Origin of the sequence: Streptomyces sp. TG1A-8 (genome assembly GCF_030499535.1) — a bacterium.
In the GTDB taxonomy this organism is placed as follows: domain Bacteria; phylum Actinomycetota; class Actinomycetes; order Streptomycetales; family Streptomycetaceae; genus Streptomyces.
Map to the genome: position 1 here is coordinate 1,652,449 of NZ_JASTLB010000001.1, position 18,288 is coordinate 1,670,736.

Annotated in this window: 15 protein-coding genes; 7 read left to right on the forward strand and 8 right to left on the reverse strand. The window is 75.2% G+C overall.

What is annotated here, in order from left to right:
- Positions 1-32 precede the first annotated feature (32 nt).
- From QQY24_RS06755 to QQY24_RS06765, 3 genes are read left to right on the forward strand one after another with little or no spacing between them, the layout of a single operon-like run.
- A complete protein-coding gene (locus QQY24_RS06755) occupies positions 33-812 on the forward strand; it encodes an ABC transporter ATP-binding protein (protein WP_301971762.1) in 780 nt (259 codons plus the stop codon).
- Positions 799-1,701, forward strand: a complete 903-nt coding sequence (locus tag QQY24_RS06760) for an ABC transporter permease (RefSeq protein ID WP_301971763.1) — start codon at positions 799-801, stop codon at positions 1,699-1,701. The genes QQY24_RS06755 and QQY24_RS06760 overlap by 14 nt, the downstream gene beginning before the upstream one ends.
- A gap of 5 nt (positions 1,702-1,706) precedes the next feature.
- Positions 1,707-2,447, forward strand: a complete 741-nt coding sequence (locus QQY24_RS06765; protein WP_301971764.1) for a sirohydrochlorin chelatase — start codon at positions 1,707-1,709, stop codon at positions 2,445-2,447.
- 601 nt (positions 2,448-3,048) lie between these two features.
- Here QQY24_RS06765 and QQY24_RS06770 read toward each other — a convergent pair.
- From QQY24_RS06770 to QQY24_RS06785, 4 genes are all read right to left on the reverse strand, one after another.
- Positions 3,049-3,597 (reverse strand): DUF1697 domain-containing protein, encoded by a 549-nt coding sequence (locus QQY24_RS06770; RefSeq protein ID WP_301971765.1) that lies wholly within the window; start codon positions 3,595-3,597, stop codon positions 3,049-3,051.
- An 86-nt stretch (positions 3,598-3,683) separates the two neighbouring features.
- Positions 3,684-4,973 carry an ABC transporter substrate-binding protein gene (locus QQY24_RS06775; RefSeq protein ID WP_301971766.1) on the reverse strand — a complete coding sequence of 430 codons (1,290 nt, stop codon included), beginning with the start codon at positions 4,971-4,973 and terminating at the stop codon, positions 3,684-3,686.
- The gene (locus QQY24_RS06780; protein ID WP_301971767.1) at positions 4,973-5,806 is read right to left on the reverse strand and encodes a carbohydrate ABC transporter permease; all 834 of its coding nucleotides are present in this window, start codon (positions 5,804-5,806) and stop codon (positions 4,973-4,975) included. Before QQY24_RS06780 ends, QQY24_RS06775 begins: the two co-directional genes overlap by 1 nt.
- Positions 5,803-6,717: a carbohydrate ABC transporter permease gene (locus tag QQY24_RS06785; protein ID WP_301971768.1), complete on the reverse strand. Its 915-nt coding sequence runs from the start codon at positions 6,715-6,717 to the stop codon at positions 5,803-5,805. The genes QQY24_RS06780 and QQY24_RS06785 overlap by 4 nt, the downstream gene beginning before the upstream one ends.
- 179 nt (positions 6,718-6,896) lie before the next feature.
- Here QQY24_RS06785 and QQY24_RS06790 point away from each other — a divergent pair, with 179 nt between their 5' ends.
- Positions 6,897-7,760 carry a phosphotransferase enzyme family protein gene (locus QQY24_RS06790; protein ID WP_301971769.1) on the forward strand — a complete coding sequence of 288 codons (864 nt, stop codon included), beginning with the start codon at positions 6,897-6,899 and terminating at the stop codon, positions 7,758-7,760.
- Positions 7,761-7,822: 62 nt separating this feature from the next.
- Here the strand turns inward: QQY24_RS06790 and QQY24_RS06795 are convergent, their stop codons facing one another.
- Complete coding sequence (locus QQY24_RS06795) at positions 7,823-8,548, reverse strand: 3'-5' exonuclease (RefSeq protein ID WP_301971770.1); 726 nt, start codon at positions 8,546-8,548, stop codon at positions 7,823-7,825.
- A gap of 99 nt (positions 8,549-8,647) precedes the next feature.
- Complete coding sequence (locus QQY24_RS06800) at positions 8,648-9,886, reverse strand: SAV2148 family HEPN domain-containing protein (protein ID WP_301971771.1); 1,239 nt, start codon at positions 9,884-9,886, stop codon at positions 8,648-8,650.
- Positions 9,887-10,663: 777 nt separating this feature from the next.
- Between QQY24_RS06800 and glgX the strand changes: the two genes are divergently transcribed.
- The 3 genes from glgX (at position 10,664) to QQY24_RS06815 (ending at position 16,942) form a co-directional block, all read left to right on the forward strand.
- Complete coding sequence (gene glgX / locus QQY24_RS06805; protein WP_301971772.1) at positions 10,664-12,772, forward strand: glycogen debranching protein GlgX; 2,109 nt, start codon at positions 10,664-10,666, stop codon at positions 12,770-12,772.
- Between the two features lie 126 nt (positions 12,773-12,898).
- Positions 12,899-15,268 carry a malto-oligosyltrehalose synthase gene (treY, locus tag QQY24_RS06810; protein ID WP_301971773.1) on the forward strand — a complete coding sequence of 790 codons (2,370 nt, stop codon included), beginning with the start codon at positions 12,899-12,901 and terminating at the stop codon, positions 15,266-15,268.
- A 432-nt stretch (positions 15,269-15,700) separates the two neighbouring features.
- Positions 15,701-16,942: a M14 family zinc carboxypeptidase gene (locus tag QQY24_RS06815; protein WP_301971774.1), complete on the forward strand. Its 1,242-nt coding sequence runs from the start codon at positions 15,701-15,703 to the stop codon at positions 16,940-16,942.
- Positions 16,943-16,989: 47 nt separating this feature from the next.
- Here QQY24_RS06815 and QQY24_RS06820 read toward each other — a convergent pair whose 3' ends face one another.
- Together QQY24_RS06820 and QQY24_RS06825 are read right to left on the reverse strand one after the other, a co-directional pair.
- The gene (locus QQY24_RS06820; RefSeq protein WP_301971775.1) at positions 16,990-17,403 is read right to left on the reverse strand and encodes an SSI family serine proteinase inhibitor; all 414 of its coding nucleotides are present in this window, start codon (positions 17,401-17,403) and stop codon (positions 16,990-16,992) included.
- A gap of 201 nt (positions 17,404-17,604) precedes the next feature.
- On the reverse strand, positions 17,605-18,156 hold the full coding sequence (locus QQY24_RS06825) for a DUF1707 and FHA domain-containing protein (protein ID WP_301971776.1): 552 nt from the start codon (positions 18,154-18,156) through the stop codon (positions 17,605-17,607).
- Between the last annotated feature and the right edge of the window lie 132 nt (positions 18,157-18,288).

Below are 18,288 nucleotides of genomic sequence, written 5' to 3' on the forward strand. Positions count from 1 at the left end.
CGTAGCCGAACAGTTCCCAGGAGGTGACGACCATGGCCACGACCTTCGCCCAGGCCGCCGAGTCCGTCGAGCACGCGGCACGCATCGAGCACGTCTCGAAGTCCTTCGCCGCACCCGGCGGACAGCAGCTCGTACTGGACGACATCAGCATCGATGTCGCACCGGGTGAGTTCGTCACCCTCCTGGGGGCCTCGGGCTGCGGCAAGTCGACCCTGCTCAACCTGGTGGCGGGCCTGGACCGGCCCTCCTCCGGCAGCATCACGACCCACGGGCGGCCGGCCCTGATGTTCCAGGAGCACGCCCTGTTCCCGTGGCTGACCGCGGGCAAGAACATCGAACTCGCCCTGCGGCTGAGGGGGGTCGCGAAGGGCGAGCGGCGCGAGCGGGCCGAGCGGCTGCTGGAACTCGTGCGGCTCAAGGGCGCCTACGGCAAGCGGGTGCACGAGCTGTCCGGGGGCATGCGCCAGCGCGTGGCCATGGCCCGGGCGCTCGCCCAGGACAGCCAGCTGCTGCTGATGGACGAGCCGTTCGCGGCGCTGGACGCGATCACCCGCGATCTGCTGCACGACGAGCTGACCCGGATCTGGGCGGAGACGGGCCTGTCCGTCCTCTTCGTCACGCACAACGTGCGCGAGGCGGTGCGGCTCGCGCAGCGGGTCGTGCTGCTGTCCTCGCGCCCGGGCCGGATCGCCCGCGAGTGGCGGGTGGACATCCCCCAGCCGCGGCGCATCGAGGACGCTCCGGTCGCCGAACTGTCCCTGGAGATCACCGAAGTACTGCGTGGGGAGATCCGCCGTCATGGCCAGCACTGAGACCACGAGGACGGCCGGGCGGGAGCCGGCCGACGACGCGGTGAGCGTCGAGGCGGGCCTGGACGCGCTGGAGAGCACCGTCACCGGCCGGGTGCCGCTGCGGCAGACCTTCGTCGCCAAGATCCTGCCGCCGCTCGTCGCCACCGCGGTGGTGCTACTGGTGTGGCAGGCGCTGATCTCCTTCGGGTTCGTCGACGACCCGTCGAAGCTGCCCTCCCCGGCCGACGTCGGCGGCGAGTTCAAGGACGCCTGGCTGGAAGGGAAGCTGCTCGGCTACATCTGGACCAGCGTCTCGCGCGGTCTGCTGGGCTTCCTGCTCGCGCTGGCCATCGGCACCCCGCTGGGCCTGCTGGTGGCCCGGGTGAGGTTCGTGCGCGCCGCCATCGGCCCGGTGCTGTCCGGCCTGCAGTCGCTGCCGTCGGTGGCGTGGGTGCCGCCCGCGGTGATCTGGCTGGGCCTGGACAACAAGATGATGTACGCCGTGATCCTGCTCGGCGCGGTCCCCTCCATCGCCAACGGCCTGGTGTCCGGCATCGACCAGGTGCCGCCGCTGTTCCTGCGGGCCGGCCGCACCATGGGCGCCTCGGGTCTCAGGGGCGCCTGGCACATCGTGCTGCCGGCCGCGCTGCCGGGTTACCTGGCGGGCCTGAAGCAGGGCTGGGCGTTCTCCTGGCGCTCGCTGATGGCCGCGGAGATCATCGCGTCCTCCCCCGACCTGGGCATCGGCCTGGGCGCGCTGCTGGAGAACGGCCGCAACGCCAGTTCCATGGCCATGGTGTTCGAGGCGATCTTCCTGATCCTGTTCGTCGGCATCGCCATCGACCTGCTGATCTTCAGCCCGCTGGAGCGGTGGGTGCTGCGCAGCCGCGGCCTGCTGGTGAAGGGCTGACGGTCGTGCACGGCGAGCCGGTCCTCCTCGTCATCGCCCACGGCAGCCGCGATCCGCGGCACGCCGCGACCGTGCACGCCCTGGTGGAGCGGGTGCGCCCGCTGCGGCCGGGGCTGCGCGTGGAGACCGGCTTCCTGGACTTCAACGTCCCGTCCGTGCGGGGGGTGCTGGAGTCGCTGGCGGCGCAGGGCGTGCGCGACGTCGTGGCGCTGCCGCTGCTGCTGACGCGCGCCTTCCACGCCAAGGCCGACATCCCCGCCGTCCTGCGGGACGCGCCGCCGCGGCTGCGCGTCCGGCAGGCGGACGTGCTCGGTCCGTCCCGGCTGCTGCTGTCGGCGCTGGAGCGGCGCCTGTACGAGGCGGGCCTGTCGCCCGCCGACAAGTCCTCGACCGGGGTCGTGCTGGCCTCGGCGGGGTCCACCGACCCGGAGGCGATCGCGGTGATCGCCGACATCGCGCGGGAGTGGTGGCGCACCGGTTGGTGCGCCGTGCGGCCCGCGTTCGCCTCCGCGGCCCTGCCGCGCACCGAGGACGCGGTGCGGCAGTTGCGCGCCCTCGGCTGCGAACGGGTCGCCGTCGCACCCTACGTGCTCGCCCCCGGTTTCCTGCCGGACCGCATCGCGCGGGGCGCGGCCGGGGCGGACGTCCTGGCGGACGTGCTGGGTGCGGCGCCGGAGGTGGCCCGGGTCCTGCTGGACCGCTACGACGCGGCCCGCGCGCCGCTCCGGGCGCTGCGCCGCGCCTGAGCGCCGGCTGCGCGCGGACGCCGCCGGCCCGCCGGCCGGTGCCGCCCGGGTCCCGGGTCGGCGCCCCGGGGCGCGGACGCGTTCCGGCCTGCCCGAGTTGACCGAAAACCCTTCCTGGCCAGGGCCGGATCTGCTGGGATGGTCCCTCGAAGCACTGTCGGCACGGCCCTGCCGCGGGTGCCCGGGGCCGACGCGGCACGGCGCCGTCGCACAGCAGCCGCCGGTCTCCCGCGGAGGAGCGCGCCGCCCCGGTGCGACTCGAAGAACCCTCTCCCGCGTGCCTGGCGGAGGCGGCCGGGGCACCGGCCGGACGGGACCGGACGGGACCGGACGGGACCGGACGGGAGGGGAGGAGAGGGGACCGGACCGGACGGGAGGGGTCGAAGCCGGACGGGGGCCGTCGAAGCCGACCGGGGCGCGCGGACCTAAGCGGACCGGAGCGGTGGCGGTCCGGCGCTCCCCTGTGCCGTCGCACCGCCACCGGCTCACCGTTCTGCGTCGTGTCCGCGCCGGATGTCACCCGGGGACCGCCGACGGCGTCACGGAGGGGAGGTATTCGGCCACCGCGCGTGGCCCGTCGTCCGGCCGCCGCTGCCGGACGTCAGCCCCCGGCGGTCAGCTCCACGAGCTTGGCCACCGTGTTCCAGTTCCGGCTGGTGGCGATCAGGCCCTTGGTGTTCCGGGGCCGGGACAGTGCCTCGGCGAGCTTGGAGCGGCCGAGGCCGTCGGGGACGTACAGGTACAGGCAGCGGTCCCCGAGGCGGAACTCCTCGGGGAGGTGGGCGGCGGGGTCGATCTCCGCGAACCGCTCCGGGCCGGCCGGCGCGGAGAAGTAGGTGACGTGCAGTTGCCGGGCCTCCAGGCCGGCGGCCGGGAACGGGCACGCCTCGGCCACCGCCCGCAGATAGGCGTGGTCGCGCACGATCACGTCGACGCGGAAGCCGAAGTGCGCCTCGACGGCCCGGGCCAACCCGGCCGCCAGGGACTCCTCGTCGCCGTCACCGGTGGTGAAGAAGGCCTGGCCGCTCTGCAGGTGGGTCCGTACGCCGTCGTACCCGAGGCCGGTCAGGAGCGCCCGCAGGTCGGCCATCGGGAGCTTCCTGCTGCCGCCGACGTTGATCCCGCGCAGCAGTGCCGCGTAGTTCGTCATCCCGACACCTTAAAGCGGCCCCCGCGGCGTGGCGGGGCCGCCGCCCCCGCCGCCCGGCCGGGCCGTCGGTCCGCGGCGGCGGGCCCTCAGCGCTGGTAGCGGGCCAGGACCAGGTTGCCGTCCTTCTCCAGGCGGGTGCGCAGGGCGTCCAGGCCGATCGATCCGCTGTAGTACTCCTGGAGGGCGGGGGCGGCGACCTTGTCCCGCCACTCCGGGTAGCCGCGGACGGACCGGGCGGGTGCCGGGCGCAGGTGGGCCGCGAGGGCGGTGCCGGTGGCCCAGCCGTTCTCCGCGGTGTGCAGGGCGGGGTCCCGCAGGGCGCGGGTGCCGGTGGGCAGCATCCAGTCGCCGAGGGCGAGGCGGACCATGTTCCCCGGCCGCAGCAGGAAGGAGATGAACGCGGCGGCCTCCTTCCGGTGCGGGCAGTCCGCGGCGACGGACAGGGTCTGCGGGCTGACGCCCTGGGTGAGCCCGTCGGCGCCCGCGGGAGCGGGCAGCACCGTCCAGTCGAAGCCCTTCGGCGCCTGCTGGACGATCTGCTGGCGGTAGGAGAAGCCGAGCGGGACCATCGCGTACCGGCCGCCGAAGAGGCCGGGCAGCGTGTCCGAGCCGCCGCTGCCGAGGGTGGCGGCGGGGGCGCTGCGGTCGGTGACGACCTGGTCGCGGATGGTGCGGGGGACGACGGCGTCGCCGGGTCCGAAGCGGACGGTCACCCTGCCGGCGGCGTCCCGGTGGAAGAGCCCGCCGCCCGCGGAGAGGCCGAGGTCGAGCGTGGCGGAGACGGGTTCCTTCAGCGGCCAGGCCACGCCGTACGTGCCGTGGCCGCTCAGTTTCTCGGCGACCGTGCGGAACTCCGCCCAGGTCCAGGGGTCCTCGGGGGTCGGGATGCGCACCCCGGCCCTGCGCAGCCGGGTGGCGTCGGCGATCAGCACCCTCGGCTCCTGGAGGAACGGCACGCCGTAGACGCCGTCCCCGAAGGTCGTCGTCCGCCAGGCGGCCTCGGGGATGTCGGAGGTGAGGCGGGCGGGCAGCAGGCCGTCGAGCCGGGCCAGGTAGCCGCCGTGGGCGAAGTCGGCGAGGTCGTCGGAGGCGTCGTGGATGACGTCCGGGGCCTCGCCGCCCTCGAAGGAGGTGAGCAGCTGGTCGTGGACGCTGTCCCAGCTGCCCTGCACGTACTCGACCCGCACCTCCGGGTGGGCCGCGTTCCACTCCCGCACGAGTTCCCTGGTGGCCGCGACGGACTCCCGCTGCCAGGCCAGGGACTGGAAGCGCAGGGTGACCGGCCCGCCCCGGCCGCGGCCCGCCGGGGTGCCGCCCGCGCAGCCCGCCAGGAGCAGCAGGAGGACGGCGAGTGCCGCGGCGGCCCGGGTGCGCATCAGCTCTTCACCGCCCCGGCGAGCAGGCCGCCGGTGATCCGCCGCTGGATGACGGCGAAGACGGCGAGCGGGGGCAGCGTGGCGAGGGAGGCGGCCGCCGCCAGCGGGCCGAGGTCCGCGGCGCCCTCCGCGCCGATGAAGTGGGTGAGGACGACCGGCAGGGTCTGTTTCCCGGGGCTCTTGAGCAGCACGAGGGCGAAGAAGAACTCGTTCCACGCGGTGACGAACGCGAACAGGGCCGTCGCCGCGATCCCCGGGGCGAGCAGCGGCGCCGTCACCGACACCAGTGTCCTGAGCCGCCCGGCCCCGTCGACGGCCGCCGCCTCCTCCAGTTCGGCGGGCACCGCGCGGACGTGGCCGACGAGCATCCACAGGGCGAACGGCAGCGCCCACACCACGTACACCAGCGTCAGCCCGGCCAGGGAGTCGATCAGCCGCAGCCGCTTCAGCACCAGGAACAGCGGGATGATCACCAGCACGAACGGGAACGCCTGGCTGAACACCACCCACCCGGTCGCCGCCCGGGACAGCACGGAGCGGTGCCGGGCCATGACGTAGGCCGTCGGGGTCGCGAGCAGGACGGCGACGACGGCCGCGGTGAGCGCCACCAGCAGGGAGTTGAGGGCCGCGTGCAGCAGCGGCTGCTCGTCGAGGGCCTGCCGGAAGTTGGCCGGGGTGGGGTGGCGCGGGATCCAGGCGGGGTGCAGGCTGCCCAGTTCACGCGGTGACTTGAACGCGGTGGACAGCAGCCACAGCAGCGGGAGGGCCAGGAAGAGGAGGTAGGCGAGCAGGGCCGCGTACTGTCCGGCGCGTGCCGCGGGTCGGGTCCTCATGTCTCCCGCCCTGCCCCGAGCCGGCCGGCCAGGAACACCGCGAGCAGGACCGAGACCACCGCGACCAGCACGCATCCCATCGCCGCCGCGTAGCCGAACTGGCCGTAGCGAAAGGCCTCCTCGTAGGCGAACAGCATGGGCAGCCGGGTCCTGCCGCCCGGTCCGCCGTTGGTGAGCACGTACACCAGGGCGAAGGAGTTCAGGTTCCAGATCAGGTTGAGCGCGGTGACGGCCAGGGCCACCGGTCCCAGGGCGGGCCAGGTCACCGCACGGAACCGGCGCCAAGCGCCCGCGCCGTCCACCGCGGCCGCCTCGTGCAGTTCGCGCGGGGTGTTCTGCAGTCCGGCGAGCAGGGCGACCGTGGTCTGCGGCAGGCCCGCCCAGACGCCGACGACGATGACGGCGGGCAGCGCGGTGGACAGCGCGCTCAGCCAGTCCCGGCCGCTGCCGAGGCCCAGCCGGTGCAGGGTCTCGTTGAGGACGCCCGCGTCCGGGTGGTAGACGAGCCGCCAGATGATGCCGACGACGACCTCGGGCATGGCCCACGGGACGATCGCGAGGACGCGGGCGAGCCGGCGCAGGCGCAGGTCCTGGTCGAGCAGCAGGGCCAGGCCGAGCGCCAGCAGGAACTGGGGCACGGTGACGCCGGCGGCCCACACCAGCCCGATCCGGAACGACTCCCAAAAGAGCGTGTCGTGCAGCAGGTCCCGGAAGTTGAGGGCGCCGGTCCACGCGGTGGGGGCGGTACGGCCGGACTGGGCGTCGGTGAACGCCAGCAGGACTCCGTACAGCAGCGGGCCCACGCTCAGTCCGAGGATCGGGATGAGGGCGGGCAGGACGAGGAACCAGGCGCCGTGGCGGCGGCCGGCCGCGCGGACGGCCGGCCGCCGCGCCTCGGCCACCGACGTCATGCGATCAGCCCCTTCGCCCGGCCCGGTTGGCGTGCTCATGTTCGTGAAGGCGCGGTACCGCGTCAAGGGACCACGCCCGCGGTCCACCTGTGCGGGTGCGAGACTGGCCGCGGCGGGCCCCACGGCCACGGCCCGCCGGGCACGGGAAGAGGGCCGGGAAGAGGGCACGGAGGCGGACGATGGACGAGGCACGGGCGCGGGACGTACTGGCCGCGGCGGGGGTGCTGCCGGACCCGGCACGGGACGCGCGGCTGCTCTCCCTGGGCGAGAACGCGGTGTTCGCCGCCGGTGACCTGGTGGTCAAGGTGGGCCGCGACGCCGGACTGCTGGAGCGGGCCCGCCGCGAACTGGCCGTCGCCGACTGGCTGGCCGGGACGGAGGTGCCGGCGGTGCGGGCGGCCGCGCCCGAGCCGCTGCTGGTCGAGGGCCACCCGGTGACGGTGTGGCACCGGCTGCCCGAGCCGGTGCGGCCGGCCGAACCCCGCGACCTGGCGCGGCTGCTGCGGGCCGTGCACGCGCTCCCCGCGCCCGGCTTCGCCCTTCCGCCCCGTGAGCTGCTGGGCGGTGTGGAGCGCTGGCTGCGGCTCGCGGGGGACGCGATCGACCCCGGGGACGCGGCGTACCTGCGCGAGCGCCGGGACGGGTTCGCGGCGGCCGCCGCCGCGCTGACGCCCCGTCTGGCGCCGGGGCCCGTCCACGGTGACGCGCTGCCCCGCAACGTGCACGTCGGGCCCGACGGGCCGGTCCTGGTCGACCTGGAGACCTTCTCGGCGGACCTGCGCGAGCACGACCTGGTGGTCATGGCCCTCTCCCGCGACCGGTACGGGCTGGACGCGCGGGCATACGACGCGTTCACCGAGGCCTACGGGTGGGACGTGCGGGAGTGGGAGGGCTGCCCGGTGCTGCGCGGCGCCCGGGAGACGGCCAGCTGCGCGTGGGTGGCCCAGCACGCGCCGGGCAACCCGAAGGCGCTGGCGGAGTTCCGCCGCAGGGTGCGGTCGCTGCGGGAGGGGGACGAGAGCGTGCGCTGGTATCCGTTCTGAGGGCGCCCCGGCGTTCCCGGCTGCCGCGCCGGTGCCGGGCGGAACGCCGCACGGCCCGGCGGCTACGCCGGCCGGCCGTCCACCAGTTCCCGCAGCGGCCACGTCCCGTCCACCACCGCCCCGGCGTCCCCCTTGCGACGCAGGAACGCCTGGAAGTCCGCCGCCCACTGCGCGTACCACTCGATCTGGCGGCGGTGCAGTTCCGCCGGGTCCAGGGAGGCGATCTCGGGGTGGCGCTCGGCTATCGCGGTGGCGAGGCGGGCCGCGGCGAGGGCGTCCGCCGAGGCGTCGTGGGCCGCGCCGAGGACGATGCCGTACTCGGCGCAGACCGCCTCCAGGTTCCGTTTGCCGCGGCGGTAGCGGTCGACCCGGCGGTCGATGGTGTACGGGTCGACGACCGGGGCCGGGGCCGGGCCGCCGAGGCGGTCGGCGAGCGACGGCAGTCCGTGGCGGCGCAGTTCGGCGGAGAGCAGGGTGAGGTCGAAGGCCGCGTTGTAGGCGACGACCGGGACGCCCGCCCGCCAGTGGGACACCAGGACGTCCGCGATGGCGTCGGCCACCCGGTCGGCCGGGCGGCCCTCGGCCGCCGCGCGTTCGGAGCTGATGCCGTGCACGGCGACCGCGTCGGCCGGGATCTCCACGCCCGGGTCCGCCAGCCATTCCCGGCGCCCCACGGGCTCGCCGGCCCTGACCTCGATCACCGCGCCGGTGACGATGCGCGCCTCGTGCGGATCGGTCCCGGTCGTCTCCAGGTCGAAGCCGATCAGCAGTTCCCGGTGCCAGCCCATGGCGGCCCCCCTTCTCGGTGGTGCTTTCCCCCGTGGTCTCCACCCTCGCACGCGGCACTGACAACCCGGGGCGCGCGCCCCGCCCGGCGGACGGGGCGTTCAGGACACCGGCCGCGAGTCGGCCCAGGTCTGTTCGAACTCCTCGCGGTACGTCGGGAAGAGGCCGGCTTCGCCCACGTCGTCCGACCTGACCAGCCGGCTGCCGTTGCGCAGCACGAGCACCGGGGACTCCATCCCGCGCGCCCCGCGCAGGTAGGACTGCACGAGGGCGATGCCGTCGGCCCCGTCGCCGTCCACCAGGTAGGCGCTGAAGCGGGGCGTCTCGTCGTAGACCTGGATCTCGAAGGCGCCCGGGTCGCGCAGCCGGGAGCGCACCCGGCGCATGTGCAGGATGTTCATCTCCACGGAGCGGCTCAGTTCGCCCCGTTTCATACCGAGTTCGCGCTCGCGGCGCTTGACGGTGCTGGAGGCCGGGTTCAGGAAGAGCAGGCGCACCCGGCAGCCGGACTCGGCGAGGCGGATCAGGCGGCGTCCGGAGAAGTTCTGCACCAGCAGGTTGAGCCCGATGCCGATGGCGTCCAGGCGGCGGGCGCCGTCGAAGATGTCCTCGGCCGGGAACCGCCGCAGCAGCCGCACCCGGTCGGGGTGCACGGCCACGACGTCCGCGTACCGGTCGCCGACCAGGTCCTCGACCGCGTCCACGGGCAGCCGGCGCGCGGAGGGGACGTCACCGCCCGCGCCGAGCATCTCCAGCAGCCGGGCCGAGGCCCGCTCGGCCTGGTTCAGCACCGCCTGCGACAGGGCCCGGTTGCGGGAGACGACGTTGCGGCTCACCTCCAGCTCGTCCAGGGCCAGTTCGAGGTCCCGGCGCTCGTCGAAGTACGGTTCGAAGCACGGCCAGTGCTGCACCACCAGCTCGCGCAGCTGGGGCAGCGTCAGGAAGCTGAGCACGTTGTCGTCGGCCGGGTCGAGCAGATAGCCCTTGCGGCGGCTGACCTCGCGGACGGCGACCGCGCGCTGCACCCACTCCTGCCCGGCGGGCCCGGCGGCGGCCACCACCCAGTCGCCGCCGTGCACGGGTTCGTAGACGGGCCGCAGCACGGCGGCCACGACCGCCCGCATCCGCTGTTCGACGAGGTTCAGCCAGATGTAGGCCCGGCCGGCCCGCTGGGCGCGGGTGCGCACCTCGAGCCAGGCGTCGGCGTCCCAGTCCAGTTCCGGCCCGATGGACCCGGCGTCCACCGGACGGGCCAGGGACACCGCGCCGGGCGGGACCTCCGCGGAGTTCCCCTCGTGACCCTCGTCACCAGGGGGCAGCTCCAGCCCTCCCGAGCCCACCCGTGCACCGCCTTCCGTCCCCGGACCTTCCCCGTCCCAACGATCAAGGAAGGGTACTCCGGGAGCGGTGGGCGGTGCAGCCGGATGGACAGGTCGGTTCTCCGGCCGGTGTACCCAACTCCTCGACCGCCGGTGGACGTTCCGCCCCGACGGCGCGTGGGGAGCGAGCGGGTCCGCGGCGGTCGCGCCCCCGGGCGCGACCGGCGGTCCGCCGGTCCCCGCCGCGGGCGGCGCGGCGGGGCGCCGCGTCGGTCCGGACCACCGGGTGAGCGGTGGCCCGGCCGCCGGCCTCCTCGCCGGGCGAAGCGGCCGCCCCGGTGCCCGGCGGGGCGGCCGGCGGACCTCTGTTCGATCCGGCGGGCGGCACCCGGCCGGGCCCGGTCCGGCCCCGGGACCCCGCCCGGACCCCGTCCCGACTGCCCGGCGCCCCGGCCGGCCGCTCCCCCGGGCCCCGCCGATGCATCCGCCCCCGCCGGACCGGGCAGGGTGACCACGACCGGCCGGCCCGGCGGTCCCGGCCGCCGCCGGGGCCGTCCCGGCCACCCCCTTCCCGAGATGGCGGTGCACTGTTCCGCGCAGGTCCTCCCCCCGGTTTCCCCCACGTTCCCGGCGTGGATGTCGGCCCCACTGGTTCGGCACACGGCGGGTACTAGAGACGCCGTATGCACTGGTCGGTCGGTGGGAGGGACCTGCCTCACGGGAGGTTCCCCCACTTTCGGGGAGACTCGAAGTCCACGCGCCCCCCTCGGGGGCTGAACACCTGGAAGAGTCGTGTCCATGCAGGTCTGGCCTGGAGAGGCGTATCCGCTCGGTGCCACCTATGACGGCGCCGGAACCAACTTCGCGGTCTTCACGGAGGCCGCGAACCGAGTAGAGCTGTGTCTGCTGCACGACGACGGCTCGGAGACGGCGGTGGAACTCCGCGAGAGCGACGCGTTCGTCCGGCACGCGTACGTGCCGGGCATCATGCCGGGACAACGGTACGGGTTCCGGGTGCACGGCCCGTACGACCCCGGCCGCGGTCTGCGGTGCAATTCGGCGAAGCTGCTGCTCGACCCGTACGCGAAGGCGATCAGCGGGTCCGTGCGGTGGGGCGAGGAGGTGTACGGCTACCGCTTCGGCGCGCCGGACGAGCGCAACGACATGGACTCGGCGCCGCACACCATGACGTCGGTGGTGATCAACCCCTACTTCGACTGGGGCGACGACCGGCCGCCGCGCACCGAGTACCACCACACGGTGATCTACGAGGCCCACGTCAAGGGCCTGACCATGCGCCACCCCGGGCTCCCGGAGGAGCTGCGCGGCACCTACGCGGCGCTGGCACACCCGGCGATCATCGAACACCTGACCGAGCTCGGGGTGACGGCGCTGGAGCTGATGCCCGTCCACCAGTTCGTGAACGACCACCGGCTGGTCGACATGGGGCTGAACAACTACTGGGGCTACAACACCATCGGCTTCTTCGCCCCGCACAACGCGTACGCCTCCTGGGGCGACCGCGGCCAGCAGGTCCTGGAGTTCAAGTCGGCGGTCCGGGCGCTGCACGAGGCCGGGATCGAGGTCATCCTGGACGTCGTCTACAACCACACCGCCGAGGGCAACCACCTGGGGCCGACGCTGTCCTTCAAGGGCATCGACAACCCGTCCTACTACCGGCTCACCGACGACCCGCGCTACTACATGGACACCACGGGCACCGGGAACTCGCTGCTCATGCGGTCCCCGCACGTGCTCCAGCTGATCATGGACTCGCTGCGGTACTGGGTCACCGACATGCACGTCGACGGCTTCCGCTTCGACCTGGCCGCGACCCTCGCCCGGCAGTTCCACGAGGTGGACCGGCTGTCGTCGTTCTTCGACCTGGTGCAGCAGGACCCGGTGGTGTCCCAGGTGAAGCTGATCGCCGAGCCGTGGGACGTCGGCGAGGGCGGCTACCAGGTGGGGAACTTCCCGCCGCTGTGGACCGAGTGGAACGGCAAGTACCGCGACACGGTCCGCGACCTGTGGCGGGGCGAGCCGAGCACGCTGGCGGAGTTCGCCGGCCGGCTCACCGGCTCCTCGGACCTGTACCAGGACGACGGGCGCCGTCCGCTCGCCTCGATCAACTTCGTGACCTGCCACGACGGGTTCACCCTGCACGACCTGGTCAGCTACAACGACAAGCACAACGAGGCCAACGGCGAGGACAACCGGGACGGCGAGAGCCACAACCGGTCCTGGAACTGCGGGACGGAGGGCGACACCGACGACTCCGACGTCCTGGGGCTGCGCGCCCGCCAGATGCGCAACTTCATCGCCACGCTGATGCTGTCCCAGGGCGTGCCGATGATCAGTCACGGCGACGAGTTCGCGCGCACCCAGCGCGGCAACAACAACGCCTACTGCCAGGACAACGAGCTGTCCTGGGTGCAGTGGCCGCAGGACGGCAGCGACCTGCTGGAGTTCACCCGTTCGATGGTGTGGCTGCGCCGGGACCACCCGGTCCTGCGGCGCCGGCGCTTCTTCCACGGGCGGCCGGTGGAGGGCACCCACGGCGAGCTGTCCGACATCGCCTGGTTCACGCCGGAGGGCAGCGAGATGACCCAGCAGGACTGGGACTCGGCGCCCGCCTCCGCGCTGGCGGTGTTCCTGAACGGCAACGCGATCTCCGAGCCCGGGCCGCGCGGGGAGCGGATCACCGACGACTCCTTCCTGCTGATGTTCAACGCCTCGCCCGAGCCGCTGGACTTCCAGGTGCCGGTTGACCACGGCCGGCAGTGGCAGGTGGTCGTCGACACGGCCCGCCCGGAGGGGGTCCCGCCGGGGACGGGCCCGAAGGTCGAGGCCGGCGAGCGCGTCACCCTGCCGGACCGCAGCCTGATGGTGCTGCAGCGGCCCGCGTGACCGGGCCGGGAGCGGGGGCCGGCCGACGGCCCCCGCTCCTCCTCCGGTGCGAGGGCGGGCGCGCGTGCGGGGGTCCGTCGCAGGAACGGTGACACGAAAACCGGCGGGCTGGGTACGTAGCTCTCCATGACTTCTGCGCCCCCCGGCCCCCCGGTGCCCACGGCCACCTACCGGTTGCAGCTCCAGCCCGCGTTCCCGTTCGCCGCCGCCGCGGCGGCCGTACCGTACCTGGCGTCGCTCGGCGTCTCGCACCTGCACCTGTCCCCCGTGCTGGAGGCCGTCCCGGGTTCCACGCACGGCTACGACGTGGTGGACCCCACCCGCGTGCGCGAGGAGCTCGGCGGCGAGGAGGGGCTGCGCGCGCTGTCCGGCACCGCGCGGGAGCACGGGCTGGGCCTGGTGGTGGACATCGTGCCGAACCACATGGCCATGGCGCCCGGCCACAACCGGGCCCTGTGGGAGGTGCTGCGCGAGGGCCCCGCATCGCCCTACGCGCGCTGGTTCGACATCGACTGGGACGCCCAGGACGGCCGGGTGCTGCTGCCCGTGCTCGGCGGACCGCTCGGGGGCGAGCTGGACCGGCTGGTGGTCGACGGCGGCGTCCTGCGCTACCACGACCACGTCTTCCCGCTCCGCGCGGGCACCGAGCACCTGCCGCTGCCCCGGCTGCTGGCCGCGCAGTGGTACCGCCCGGTGTGGTGGCGGCTGGCCCGCACCGAGCTGAACTACCGCCGCTTCTTCAGCATCTCCGAGCTGATCGGGGTGCGGGTGGAGGACCCGGAGGTGTTCGCGGCCACCCACGCCAAGATCCTCCAGCTGCTGGCGGAGGGCGTGGTCGACGGGCTGCGGATCGACCACCCCGACGGGCTCGCCGACCCCGGCGGCTACCTGGCGCGGCTGCACGGGGCGAGCGGCGGGCGCTGGACGGTGGTGGAGAAGATCCTCGCCGACGGCGAGCGCCTGCCGGCCTCCTGGCCCGTCGCGGGCACCACCGGCTACGACGCCCTGCGCCACGTCGACGGCCTGTTCACGGACCGCGCCGGGGCCGCAGACCTGCTGGAGCGCTACCGTACCTTCGCGGCCCCGCAGGCGGACCGCGGCGGCGACTGGGACGCCACGGTCCGGCGGGCCGCCTACAAGGTCCTCACGCACGAACTGGCCACCGAGACCGACCGGCTGACCCGGGTGGCCGCCCGGCTGTGCGCGGCCTCGCCGGACCTCACCCTGCGCGACCGGGCGCCCTGGGCCCTGCGGACCGCCCTGGAGGAGCTGCTGGTGCGGCTGCGGGTCTACCGGCCGTACGACGACGAGGACGCCTCCGCCGTCATCACCCCGGAGGCCGCCGAGGAGGCCCGGCTGGCGTTCGTGGTGCCCGAGGAGGCCGAGGCCGTCGACATCGTGCGCCGGCTCCTGGTCGAGCCGCCCGGGGACCCGGCGGCCCCGGACCACGCCGACCGGGTGGAGTTCCGCACCCGGTTCGCGCAGACCTCCTCGGCCCTGCGCGCCAAGTCGGTGGAGGACACGGCGTTCTACCGCTACGTGCCGCTGCTGTCGGCGACCGAGGTGGGCGGCGATCCGGGCCGGCCGGGCGTGTCCGTGGAGGACTTCCACGCGTACTGCGCCCGCCTGCAGCGGGACTGGCCGCTCACCGGCACCGTCGTCTCCACGCACGACACCAAGCGCAGCGCCGACGTGCGCGCCGCGCTGGCCGTGCTCACGCAGTGCCCGGGGCGCTGGGCGCAGGTGCTGGCCGAGGTGACCCGGGCCGAGGGGGGCGCGCCGGACGGACAGCTGGCCTGGGCGGCCTGGCAGACGGTGTTCGGGCTGGGTCCGGCGGCGCAGGAGCGGGTCCAGGAGGCGCTGCTGAAGCACGTCCGCGAGGCCGGCATGTACACGAGCTGGACGGAGCAGGAGCCGCCGTACGAGGAGGCGGTGGCGGCCTTCGTCGCGGCGGGGCCGTGCGGGCCGCCCGGCGAGCGCGTGGCCGCCTTCCGCGAGTCGCTGGAGCCGCACGTGCGGGCCAACGTCCTCGGCACCGCGCTGGTGCACCTGACGATGCCGGGGGTGCCGGACGTCTACCAGGGCACGGAGGGCGAGTACCGGGCGCTGGTGGACCCGGACAACCGGCGCCCGGCGGCGTTCCCCACCGAGGTGCCCGGCGAGAAGGACGCGCTGACGGCGGCGGCGCTGCGGCTCCGTGCCCGGCGGCCCGGCGCCTTCGGCGCGGCGGCGGCGTACGAGCCGCTCACCGCGGACGGTCCGGCTGCCGGGCACTGCGTGGCGTTCGCGCGCTCCGGCGAGGTGGTCACGGCGGTGACCCGGCTGTCGCTGGGGCTGGCCGAGGCGGGCGGCTGGCACGGGACGCGGCTGGAGCTGCCGCCCGGGCGGTGGACGGACGTGCTGACGCCCGGCCGGGAGTTCACCGGGCACGTGCACCTCGCGGACCTCTTCGAACCGCTGCCGGTGGCGCTGCTGGAGCGTGCCGACGGGAGCTGAGCGGCCGGCGCGTGCCCGGCGGGCCGCGGCGCCGGCCGGGCCGCGGCGCCCCTCCGCCGGGACGGGTGGGGCGGCCGTCCGGGGGACGGGCCGGACGGTGCCGCGGACGGCGATCCCGGCGCGTGGCGGGGGCGCGCGTGGCGGGGGCGCGCGTGGCGGGGGCGCGCGTGGCGGGGCCGGACGCCCCGGCGGCGACCGGCGGGAGCGGACAGGCCCGCCCGGCCCGCGGACACGGCCCGGCCCGGCCCGGCCCGGCCGACGCTGCGGGAGACGGCCGGCGGGGCGCTCCGGACACGGGCGGGGCGCGGCCCGCGCGGCACCGACCGCGCCGGGCGCCCCGCGAACCCTTACCCGCCCGTGCTTGACAGTTCATCCAGGCCGTGCGGCACTGGGAGGGCGAAGCCGGGCGGAAGCAATCGGGGGTGAGTCTCCGTGCCGGAGGTGCGCTACCCCAGCGTTCCCGAACTGGTCGCGTCCGCGCGGGTGCTGGCCGCTCGGGAGCCCGGGCTCTGCGCGCTGCGGCAGATCGGCGTCTCGCGGGCCGGCCGGCCCCTGCACCTGCTGTCGGTGGGGCACGACCGCCAGGCGGTGCTGGTGGTGGCGGGCGCCCACGCCAACGAACCGGCCGGCGGCTCCACCGTGCGGTTGCTGGCCGGCCGGGTGCTGGCGGAGCGGGAGCTGCGGGCGGACACCTCCTGGCACTTCCTGCTGTGCGCGGATCCGGACGGGGCGAGCCTGCACGTCACCCCGGCGCCGCGCAGCCTGCTCGACTACCACCTGGGCTTCTACCGGCCGACGGGCGCGGAGCAGCCTGAGTGGTCACCGGCGGTGCTGCCCCCGGACCGCCTGCCGCCCGAGACGCGGGCGCTGACCGGGGTGATCGACGAGCTGCGACCGTACCTGCAGGTGACGCTGCACGGCACGGATCTGGGGGGCAGCTGGGTGCAGTTGACCGAGGACCTGCCGGGGCTGGCGGAGCCGTTCGCCAAGTCCGCGGCGCAGCTGCACATCCCGGTGGAGACGGGCGCCTCGGACGCCGCGGGCTGGCCGGCCTCGGGGCCGGGGGTGCACGTGATGCCGGGGCCGGAGCGGGGTGCGGCCTACCCGAGCATGCCGGACGACGCGCGGCACAGCACCTGGTACCACGCCCACCGGTACGGCGGGCTGACGGCCGTGGTGGAGGTGCCGATGTGGGCCAGCGACCTGGTGGACGACCCGGCACCGCACCCGGCGCCGGCGGCGGCGATACGGCGGCTGGCGGGGCGGCTGCTGCGGGACGCGTGGGAGGTGGAGCGGGTCCTGGCCGAGGCGCTGCCCCGGCTGGACGGGCCGGACGGGCCGCTGCTGCGGGCCGCGCGGTGGGCGCTGGAGCTGGTGCCGGGCCTGGCGCGGGACTGGACGCACACACCGCCGGCCGCGACGACGATGGCGTACGTGGGCAGTGTGGACGCCTTCGGACGGCGGCTGCCGCTGCGGGCGGCGGCGATGCTGCTGCGGGTGCTGCGGGAGGCGGACGACCGGGCGGCCCCGCGGCTGGAGCAGCTCGTCGCCGCCTGGTCGGAGGCGTTCGCGGAGCGGTTCCGGGCCCGCTGGGTGCCGTTGGAGCACCAGGTGGAGCACCAGTCCCGGACGGTGCTGGTGGCGGCGCGGCAGGCTCGCGGGCGAGTGGCGTGAGGCAGGGGCGGCGCCGTGGCGCCGCCCCGTCCGGTTCCGGCGCGGGCTCAGCCGTCGAGGGCGAAGACCGATCCGGTCCGGGCGTGCATCACGCACTCGCTGGAGTAGGTCTCCTCCTGGTCGACGTCCCGTCCGTTCCAGCGCCCGCGCGCGCGGGCGGTCACCGGGGCGTAGATCATCGGGCAGTGGACCGTCCTGGCCGGGACGCGGCCGATGTCGCCGTCCGCGGCCGTGAGGTCGGCGCAGGCCTGCGCGGCGTGCGCGTGTCCTCGCGGCGGGTCGCACAGCAGCAGCGTGCTGCGCGCTTCACTGGCGCGGGCGTCGCTGCGGGTGACGGTGAGGTAGAGCCAGTTGCCGGGAAGCGCGTCGCGGGCCGCCGCCTGGGCCGGCCCCGCCGCGAGGAGGCCGGCGACGGCGAGCAGGGCGCCGAGGGCCGCGGTCGCTCGGGTGGTGTGCGTCATGTCCGGTGCATCGGCACACCGTGCCGCGTTCCCCACCCCGCTCACCCGAACGGGACACCGCGCGCGACGCGGTGGCACTCGTGTTCGGGTCCGTGGAACGCCGCCCGGGCCCGCCGCCGGGCCGGTGCGTGCGGGGCGGGGTGCCGGCCGGACCGCGGCCCGCGCACGGGGCGGGGACCGGATCCGGAACGCGGGCCCGGCTCAGCGCCCGGCGAGCCGGAAGGCGGCCCGGCCGAAGGCGACCTGGTCGCCCTCGCGGACGACGACGGCGCCGATCACGCGGCGGCCGTTGACGGTGGTGCCGTTGGTGGAACCGAGGTCCCGGAGCACCCACACGCCGCCCTGGCGGCGCAGCTCGGCGTGCACGCGGGAGACCGTGTCGTGGTTCAGGCGCAGCCCGTTCGCCGGGTCGCGCCCGATGCGCAGCGGATGGCCGCCCGCCGGGTGCGGCAGCAGCAGCTTCGGCAGCCGCTCGGCCTGCCAGGCCCGGCGCAGCCGCACGGTGAAGCCGGAGACGGCCTCGACGGTGCCGAGCACCGCGCGGGAGAGGCGGTTCTCGCGGGGCAGGTCGGCGGTGAGGACGGCGAGTTCGTCGGCGCGGCGCGCGGCGAGCGCCAGCTCCATGCGGCGCACGAACGTGTCGTGCGACAGCCGGCCCACGGCGACGCCGTCTCGCAGCACCTGCAGCGCCTTGTCGCGCTCCGCGTCGGACAGCCGCGCGGGGTACGTGGGGAACTCGAAGGACGACGTCACGTTCGTGATTGTCGGACAGCGGACGGCCGGTGTCCAGGAAAGGGGGAATCGGCGCCCGCGCGCGGGCGCGTTCCACGACACCCGCCGGAAAAGGACGGACCGGAAAGCGGATTGATCGATTTCGGGGCACGA

Coding starts and splice junctions, on each gene's coding strand:
- QQY24_RS06755 (WP_301971762.1), top strand. CDS start 33: ATGGCCACGACCTTCGCCCAGGCCGCCGAGTCCGTCGAGCACGCGGCA.
- QQY24_RS06760 (WP_301971763.1), top strand. CDS start 799: ATGGCCAGCACTGAGACCACGAGGACGGCCGGGCGGGAGCCGGCCGAC.
- QQY24_RS06770 (WP_301971765.1), bottom strand. CDS start 3,597: ATGACGAACTACGCGGCACTGCTGCGCGGGATCAACGTCGGCGGCAGC.
- QQY24_RS06775 (WP_301971766.1), bottom strand. CDS start 4,973: ATGCGCACCCGGGCCGCCGCGGCACTCGCCGTCCTCCTGCTGCTCCTG.
- QQY24_RS06780 (WP_301971767.1), bottom strand. CDS start 5,806: ATGAGGACCCGACCCGCGGCACGCGCCGGACAGTACGCGGCCCTGCTC.
- QQY24_RS06785 (WP_301971768.1), bottom strand. CDS start 6,717: ATGACGTCGGTGGCCGAGGCGCGGCGGCCGGCCGTCCGCGCGGCCGGC.
- QQY24_RS06790 (WP_301971769.1), top strand. CDS start 6,897: ATGGACGAGGCACGGGCGCGGGACGTACTGGCCGCGGCGGGGGTGCTG.
- QQY24_RS06795 (WP_301971770.1), bottom strand. CDS start 8,548: ATGGGCTGGCACCGGGAACTGCTGATCGGCTTCGACCTGGAGACGACC.
- glgX (WP_301971772.1), top strand. CDS start 10,664: ATGCAGGTCTGGCCTGGAGAGGCGTATCCGCTCGGTGCCACCTATGAC.
- treY (WP_301971773.1), top strand. CDS start 12,899: ATGACTTCTGCGCCCCCCGGCCCCCCGGTGCCCACGGCCACCTACCGG.
- QQY24_RS06820 (WP_301971775.1), bottom strand. CDS start 17,403: ATGACGCACACCACCCGAGCGACCGCGGCCCTCGGCGCCCTGCTCGCC.